Genomic DNA, 6,475 nt, shown 5'->3' on the forward strand with positions numbered 1-6,475 from the left:
TCTTCTTCTCTGTTAAAGCCACTTTTTTTTTAATCTTCTGAACCTGAACTTCCCTGATGATAGTGACCTTGGGTCAAAGAATGAGGCACTTCTAACCCGTTAGCCTCCATTAAACTAGGGTTACTCATAATCTCTTGCGGTGTACCATCGGCAACAATTCTCCCTTGATTAAGCATGACGACGCGATCGCAAACTTCAATAATTAATTCTAAGTCATGGGAAGAAATTACTGTTGTCTCGTGGGAAGAGTTAAGAAACTTAATTAATCTACGTCTGGCTCTTAAGTCTAAGTTGGCACTTGGTTCATCATAAAGTACGATCTGGGGTAGCATAGCCAAAACAGCAGCGATCGCTACCATACACTTCTCCCCTCCTGAAAGCCGATGGGAAATTCGATTCGCTAAATGAGTCACTCCAGTTAAAGATAAAGCAGCACTAATTCGAGCTTCTATTTCCTCAGGGGATAACTCGATGTTTTCTAAACCAAAAGCGATATCATCCCTCACCGTAGGGCAAAATAGCTGATCGTCAGGATTTTGAAACACCAGTCCAATTTCGGGATTAAATTCTCCAGTTTGGATCGAGCGATCAAATAATTTAACTTCACCATAAGTAGGTTTTAAAATCCCACAAATCGTCAAGAATAAACTAGTTTTTCCAGCACCATTAGCCCCAATTAAGCCAACACTCTCTCCTGAAGAAATATTTAAATTGATGTCTGTCAGAATTGCTCTTTCTTGTTCAAAACTAAAGCACAGGTTATTGATAGAGATTGCTTTAGTTTTGAGCGAAAATTGCTCTGCTGTTTCTACTAGATTTTCCATTATTGTTTAAATTTTAATCTTTAATGCTGATCGATAATTTTAAATATTTAAAAAATAAATTTAGGTAAAATTGCTTGCAAGGCAACTAAAAAGATTGCTATTACAACTGTTATAATTGTTGCCCATAAGCTGTAGCGATCGCTTTGTTTGTTCCCTTGCCAATAGTTTTTTTTAAAAATTCTTTGGCTACCATAACCTCGTAGAATCATTGCCTGATAAATCCTTAAAGAGCGATCGTAACTCCTTACTAAAATGCTACCAGTTAATTGAGCAAAAACTTCCAAATTTCGACGCTTAAAACCTTTGGCTTGAAATCCTCTTAATCTCATAGCTCGCTGCATAGTTGTCAGCATTTGTCCTAATTCCTCTAGATAACGATAGGACAATAAAGTCATATCTACAATTACTCTTGGTAATCCAAAAGAGCGCATTGCCTTAATACTACTTAAAAACGGAGCTGTGCCAAATAAAACTAAGCTCACGGTTAAAATACAAAAAAACCGTACTGAAATTAAGACTGCTTGCCAACATCCTTCTTCTTTAATCGTTAAAAATCCTAGCTGAAAAATGGGAGTATCTCCTGCGATAAAGGGTAGCAAAAATACTACTGCTAAAATGAACCAGCTAGGGTAACGTAATCGCTTAATTAAAAAGGCAATCGGTATTTTTGAAAGACTAAACAAAATACTGGTAATTATCACCATTATTGGTAACAACCAGATATTTTGCATGAAAGCAAAAGCAAAAATTAAGCTCAATAAACCTATCAGTTTATAGTTTTGTTGCCAGCGATGGAGAGGAGAATCTAAATAAGCATATTGATCGAGAATTAATTTCATTAAATGATTACAAATGACTGAACGTTGGCTAGTTTTTACTTAATTTAATAATTCAAGATTTTAATAATTCAGGTTTAACTTTCTCCAGAAAAGAAATTAACATCACCGTAAATACACCTTCAATAGCTGCTTGAATACTATAGCTACCTAAAGAGATAACAATAGCGGTTCTTTCGGCATTAACATCCATATCAGGAGAAATATTAGTTACTAACAGAATGGCGAACATCGCTGCCGACAATAACAATGCTCCTGCACCAGAAGCAAAAGACAAAATTGTAGTTAAAATTATTAGTTTTTCGCCCCGCAAACGCCCCCGTTGTTGAAATAGATGATAAGCTGCGATCGAAGGCGAACCGATAATGATGGCATTAGCCCCCAAAGTAGACATTCCGCCATGCTGAAACATCACGGCTTGAAAAAATAGACCAATCAAGATTGCCAGAAAAGCGTAGTAACCTAAAAGCGCGCCCATTAAACCATTGAAAATCAAATGGATACTAGTGGGGGGTATAGGAATATGAATTAAAGAAGCGACAAAAAAAGCCGCCGTCAACAAAGAAGCTTTAGGGATATTCGCTTGAAGATTACGATCTCGATCAATCTGGCGCAAACAGTACCAGGTAACGCCACCAGTCAAAGCATAACCAGCAATACAAACGCCAGGAGGAAGAAAGCCGTCGGGAATGTGCATTAGTGAAAATTAATCTAGTTTAGAAGACTTGGAGCGCGAAAAAAACAAAGCTGTTCCTACAAAACCCCAGATACCAGCCAGCGCCATAACTGCCTTTTGCGCCGAAGTATAACCACTACCACCAGATGACAACTGAGTATCCGCAACATTTTCTCGCTCGCCTGTAATGGGAATACTAGTGATATCACCATGTCCAGACTGACGCACTTTGACATCCCAATCGCCAACATTTTCGGCACTCGTCTGAGGAACAAAGGTAAAATTACCAGATTCATCGGTTGTGCCTTTAAGCCAGGGGTTAGCGCGATCGCTTGGAGCGTAGACTACTACCTGAGCGTTTGCCATCGGCTTTCCATCATCATATTTTGCCTGGATGGTAATCGCCGATGTTTGACGATACTCAATATTTGCACCATGAGCTAAAGTTTTTTCGGGTACTGCTATTAGTGCAAGTAAAGTTAATAAAAAGTAAAACCGCGTCATAAATCACTGTAGAGCTACTAATTAAGGAAATTGTAAAATTTTTCAGCAAAACAAAGTCATTTTTTGCTGTTTTTTTCAAGATTTGGCAATTTTAGGCATAGAATGACAAACTATTATTTAGTTTTCTTGCTTATTGTGAATTTGTCACTACACAGTGTCCTTCCCCGACATGACCTAAGCCCGCGATCGCCTCGGTCAAAGTTTGATAATCTGGCTTAGATAGTTGACTAGCCAAATCTGCCTCATCGAGCTGTACCGTTCCATTGCTAGCCAAATCAGCTAAAGGCTGAAATCCTAAAGCGCCTTGATTCAAAGCATCCTCTGGGGGGGTATCTGCATCACCAAAAATATGATCGAAGTGAAAGGTTGCTTCTACCTTTCCTGGGGTATCTGCTGCTACTATTCCTTGACGTGATTCACCAACAAATTCGCCACAGACATACTCGGCTGGTTGATTAAAGCCCAGATCAAAATTAATTGTTTCTCCATTTTTAGTTGCTTGACCTTGTAAAGCAATAGTCTTTCCCTGGATTGGCGTTTCTTCGCCTGCGGTAGTTAATTTCCAAGCCAAAGCATTGTAAAATCCTTCAGGAACATTAGCTTGAGCTACTACTATTGGTTCTGCCTCAGCTTCTCCCTCAGCTAAATCGAGAATTTTCGGAGTGTCAAAAGTTGCTTTGTTCTGATACTCGATGCTTTCCTTAGTATCGCCTTTTTGAGGTTCAAAAGGTGATTCCGTAGAGTATGCCACCGCATCAGCAAGACTAACGTATAGGTGCTCAAAACTTATTTTCCAGCCATCTTTACTGACAAAACCTTGTCTAACAAAATCCTCTCCATTTGCCACTAATGCTAAAGTTCCTTCTTGCGTAGCTGCTGCTATAGTTTTCTCCCTTTCTTGAGCAAAACCATTTATAACCAGAGAACCTAGAGCTATTCCGTAAGCAAATATACGTACCTTGTTCATATTTTATTTCTTGCGCTGAAAAAAGAATTAGAGTTGGTAAATTTTTTATCTCTACTTTAGTAATAATGAATTTTGACTACGCTTTTCAATCCCCCCGGAGGGCATTGCAGCTAATTTATTAGCGAAAATCAACTTTGTCAGCGGTTATTTTTGAACACTTGTTGCTAAGAATAAAAAATAAATCCGTGTTATTTTCCGTCAAATTGCTTACAATGCCATAGAAGCAAAAGAAAAAAAAAGTTTGCGATTTCTTCATAAATCTTAGGGAAATATTCCCAAATTTCTGTTTAATCTTCACTAAATTCATAACAATCGAGGCTAAAATCGGAAAATGATTGCAATTTTCTAGTTGATAACACTCACTAGGTCAATAATTCCAATCATGGTTTAGCGATTTGTTAGCTTTGTTTGTTAACAAACAGCTAACCTCACAAATCAAAAGTTAAATAATGTGTAATTAAACACTAGTTAAGCAAAACTTAACTAAACTTAACTAAAACAAATATCATTAAATTTTTCACTGAAGGAGCAAGAGGAAAACGGCATGACCCAAGCTAATCAAGTTCTAGCAACAATCGCCAATCCTGGAAACGATTGGGAAAGTCTAATCGAAGAAGATAACAAGAAAAATCAAGACAGTAATGTAGATATCAAGTCAGCAGCAAAAGGTAAAACTAAAAAAGAGGGTACTACTACAAAACGCGCTGAACGCGGCAGGAAAAAACCCTACACTGAAGATTCAATTCGTATCTATCTACAAGAAATCGGCCGCATTCGATTACTCAGAGCAGAAGAAGAAATTGAGCTAGCTCGCCAAATTGCCGACTTACTTGAACTAGAAAGACTAAAAGATAGTTTAGAAGATGGCTTAGGTAGAGAAGCCACCGACGAAGAATGGGCAAGAGAAGTAGACATGGAATATCGCAAGTTCTGTCGTCGCCTCTTTCTCGGTCGAAGAGCTAAAGACAAAATGGTGCAGTCTAACCTGCGTTTGGTTGTATCGATCGCCAAAAAATACATGAACCGCGGCTTGTCTTTTCAAGATTTGATTCAAGAAGGTTCTCTTGGTTTGATTAGAGCGGCCGAAAAATTCGATCACGAAAAAGGCTATAAATTTTCTACTTATGCTACCTGGTGGATTAGACAGGCAATTACAAGAGCGATCGCCGATCAGTCTCGTACGATTCGCCTTCCTGTTCACTTATATGAAACTATCTCCCGGATTAAAAAAACTACTAAATTACTTTCTCAAGAGCAAGGACGCAAACCCACCGAAGAAGAAATTGCAACTCGCATGGAAATGACCATCGAGAAGCTCAGATTTATCGCTAAATCGGCTCAATTGCCAATTTCTTTAGAAACCCCTATTGGTAAAGAAGAAGACTCTCGTTTGGGCGATTTTATCGAAGCTGATGGCGAAACTCCAGAAGACCAAGTATCAAAAAGCTTACTCAGAGAAGATTTAGAAAGCGTACTAGATACTCTCAGCCCTCGCGAACGCGACGTTCTTCGCCTTCGTTATGGTTTAGATGATGGTCGCATGAAAACATTAGAGGAAATTGGACAAATCTTTAATGTTACCCGCGAGCGTATCCGCCAAATCGAGGCTAAAGCTCTACGCAAATTGCGTCATCCAAACCGCAACAGCATATTAAAAGAATACATTCGTTAAATTAATTTACTCATCCATCTTTAGTTAGATAGTAGGAAGGGATCGGCATCAAGTGCTAGATCCTTTTTGTTTTGTAGCAAAATGTTTGTCGAACAAGTTGGCGATCGCAGTTCCTCAATTAACTATTTAACAAACATTAACAAACATAGTAAAGTGAACGGTACTCCGCCTTGAAAAGGAGGGCAAGACGGGCGAGGTTGCCTCGCCCGCTTGATATGTCCGTGCGAAGCCTGCGTTCACAAGGGGCTGACTCTTGAATTTACTTCAAGAGCTTGTACGCCCCGCCGCCTTCCGCGGTCATTTAAATTAGCTGCTCAGTGAGTATGCTTGCGACTGCGTTCTAATTTTTTAAGCTTTTCTAGTAAATGATTCTGACAGTACTGCTTAAACTGAGACAAAGTTTTAAGTTTAAGACTCGGTGCGGTTTTCGCTTTTAGTTCAGATGATTTTGCGTTTAGTGGTTGAGCGTCGGGTATAGGAGTAAGAGTAGGTAAAAAATTTTGCCCCCAAAGCCCGGTAGCAGCCACATTACTATCTGCCAGTGACTGACAAAGGACGATCGCCTGTTCTAGCTGTTGATTCTCTCGATAGGCTTTCACTAAACCTCGTTGAATATCAAAATAGATTTGATTACTAGAATCTACTATTGATAAGAGCTGTTCAAAGGTAGCTACCGATGCGGAGAACTTCCCCTGATGCAAATAGCGATCGCCCAGAATAAATAGCCGTTCAATTTTTTTGGCTGATAAAGATTTATCCACAAAAATAATCAAGAGTTAATTTAATAAATTGCCAACGTTAATATTGCTACGTTCTTCGGCAGTAGTGACAAATAACGCTTGAGACTGATATCTCATACCAATTTAAATTGAAAACAAGGCAAATGAACTAAACTGGAAGTAGTTATTTAGTATTTTTTACTAATGGTTGGTGTAACTTCAATTGAAATAAAAGAAAGTTTGGATGATCTAGCTGAACAGTTACATCAAGCCAAAA

Annotated in this window: 7 protein-coding genes; 1 reads left to right on the forward strand and 6 read right to left on the reverse strand. The window is 38.7% G+C overall.

Translation table 11 applies throughout. From position 1 onward, the window contains the following. Window positions 1–29: 29 nt before the first annotated feature. The 5 genes from V6C71_22140 to V6C71_22160 all read right to left on the reverse strand — a co-directional run bounded on the left by V6C71_22140 (window position 30) and on the right by V6C71_22160 (window position 3,807). Window positions 30–824 (reverse strand): energy-coupling factor ABC transporter ATP-binding protein, encoded by a 795-nt coding sequence (locus V6C71_22140; protein ID HEY9771159.1) that lies wholly within the window; start codon window positions 822–824, stop codon window positions 30–32. A gap of 47 nt (window positions 825–871) precedes the next feature. Continuing rightward, on the reverse strand, window positions 872–1,663 hold the full coding sequence (gene cbiQ, locus V6C71_22145; protein HEY9771160.1) for a cobalt ECF transporter T component CbiQ: 792 nt from the start codon (window positions 1,661–1,663) through the stop codon (window positions 872–874). Window positions 1,664–1,715: 52 nt separating this feature from the next. Then, window positions 1,716–2,357, reverse strand: coding sequence for a cobalt transporter CbiM (cbiM, locus tag V6C71_22150; protein HEY9771161.1), 642 nt, complete (start codon window positions 2,355–2,357; stop codon window positions 1,716–1,718). Between the two features lie 9 nt (window positions 2,358–2,366). Next, entirely contained in the window at window positions 2,367–2,840 is a 474-nt protein-coding gene (locus V6C71_22155; protein ID HEY9771162.1) for a carboxypeptidase regulatory-like domain-containing protein, read from the reverse strand. Between the two features lie 130 nt (window positions 2,841–2,970). After that, a complete protein-coding gene (locus tag V6C71_22160) occupies window positions 2,971–3,807 on the reverse strand; it encodes a DUF4382 domain-containing protein (protein HEY9771163.1) in 837 nt (278 codons plus the stop codon). A 544-nt stretch (window positions 3,808–4,351) separates the two neighbouring features. Here V6C71_22160 and rpoD point away from each other — a divergent pair. Then, a complete protein-coding gene (gene rpoD / locus V6C71_22165) occupies window positions 4,352–5,479 on the forward strand; it encodes an RNA polymerase sigma factor RpoD (GenBank protein ID HEY9771164.1) in 1,128 nt (375 codons plus the stop codon). 314 nt (window positions 5,480–5,793) lie between these two features. On the opposite strand, the gene V6C71_22170 is transcribed toward rpoD, so the two are convergent. After that, the gene (locus tag V6C71_22170) at window positions 5,794–6,240 is read right to left on the reverse strand and encodes a hypothetical protein (protein ID HEY9771165.1); all 447 of its coding nucleotides are present in this window, start codon (window positions 6,238–6,240) and stop codon (window positions 5,794–5,796) included. Window positions 6,241–6,475: the final 235 nt, after the last annotated feature.

This window comes from Coleofasciculaceae cyanobacterium (assembly GCA_036703275.1).
Taxonomy (GTDB): Bacteria; Cyanobacteriota; Cyanobacteriia; order Cyanobacteriales; family Xenococcaceae; genus Waterburya.

Excerpts from the sequence above, each read along its gene's own strand:
- V6C71_22140 (HEY9771159.1), bottom strand. The coding sequence starts at position 824 with ATGGAAAATCTAGTAGAAACAGCAGAGCAATTTTCGCTCAAAACTAAA.
- cbiQ (HEY9771160.1), bottom strand. The coding sequence starts at position 1,663 with ATGAAATTAATTCTCGATCAATATGCTTATTTAGATTCTCCTCTCCAT.
- cbiM (HEY9771161.1), bottom strand. The coding sequence starts at position 2,357 with ATGCACATTCCCGACGGCTTTCTTCCTCCTGGCGTTTGTATTGCTGGT.
- V6C71_22155 (HEY9771162.1), bottom strand. The coding sequence starts at position 2,840 with ATGACGCGGTTTTACTTTTTATTAACTTTACTTGCACTAATAGCAGTA.
- V6C71_22160 (HEY9771163.1), bottom strand. The coding sequence starts at position 3,807 with ATGAACAAGGTACGTATATTTGCTTACGGAATAGCTCTAGGTTCTCTG.
- rpoD (HEY9771164.1), top strand. The coding sequence starts at position 4,352 with ATGACCCAAGCTAATCAAGTTCTAGCAACAATCGCCAATCCTGGAAAC.